The sequence below is a fragment of the Finegoldia magna genome, from assembly GCF_003182075.1.
In the GTDB taxonomy this organism is placed as follows: Bacteria; Bacillota; Clostridia; order Tissierellales; family Peptoniphilaceae; genus Finegoldia; species Finegoldia magna.
Window position 1 is genome coordinate 1 of sequence record NZ_QGTH01000057.1, and the last position, 1,159, is coordinate 1,159.

A 1,159-nucleotide genomic window follows, 5' to 3' on the forward strand; every position below is an offset into this window, starting at 1 on the left:
TAATACAATATAGGCAAATCAATAATACTTCGCTTAGAGAGACTGTAGAGCACTTCGACCTTGTAAATGAATCTATGGTATGCAGATGGGAGAAAACTTATCAAGAACATGGTCTTTCTGGGCTAGAAGATAAAAGAGAAAGGCCTAAAAAAGACATGACCAAAACAAATAATAAGTCTAAACTTAACACTCCAATAAACGAAACCGAAAAAGAAGAATTAATAAGGTTAAGGGAAGAAAATAGACTTCTCAAAATGAAGATAATCTACGAAAAAAAGCTACGAGCCTTGCTACTGGAAGAGGAAGCAGAAGCAAGGAAAAGACAAAGATAATCCTCAAACTTCTAAAAGAAAATCCACAAAGTAAAGTAAGTGAATGGCTAAAAATAGCTAAATTACCAAAATCATCATACTATGAATGGAAAATAAAACTAGAAAATCCAGTAGATAAAGACAAGGAAGTTAAAGATGAAATTAAAACAATAATAGAAGTGTCAAAAGGTAGATATGGCTATAGAAGAGTAACTATGGTATTAAAAAATAAAGGATTTAATATCAATCATAAAAAAGTCTTAAGAATAATGAGAGAAGAATCCTTGCTATGTACTAAATTTAAAAATAGATCAAGAAAATACTCATCATACAAGGGACAAATAGGTAAAGTAGCAGATAATATTGTAAAAAGACAGTTTACAGCTACTAAGCCAAATCAATTATGGCTAACAGATGTAACAGAATTTAGAATTAAAGGACAAGAAGAAAAACTTTACCTATCACCAATATTAGACCTATACAACAGCGAAATAATTAGCTATACGTTAAGTAATCACCCAACAATAGGATTAACAAATACAATGTTAGAAAAAGCATTAGAAGAAAATAAAGACATTAAAGATTTAACTATACACTCAGACCAAGGATTTCATTATCAACACAGTTCTTGGACTAAAAAACTAGAAAAAATGAATATTAGGCAAAGTATGTCAAGAAAAGGGAATTGTCTAGACAATTCTCCAATGGAGAACTTCTTTGGAATATTAAAACAAGAAATGTATTATGGAGAGGATTTTACTAGTTATGATCATTTGATAAGTGAGATAGAAAAATATATTAAATGGTACAATGAAGATAGAATTAAAACAAAATTAAACGGAATGTCC

1 protein-coding gene and 1 pseudogene are annotated in these 1,159 nt (G+C 29.5%); both read left to right on the forward strand.

The window, feature by feature from the left end:
* On the forward strand, positions 1-332 hold a 332-nt coding region (locus DES33_RS09565; RefSeq protein WP_146199886.1), incomplete at its 5' end, for a helix-turn-helix domain-containing protein.
* Positions 323-1,159: pseudogene (locus DES33_RS09570) on the forward strand (IS3 family transposase); the annotation flags it as partial. The gene DES33_RS09565 and the pseudogene DES33_RS09570, both read left to right, overlap by 10 nt.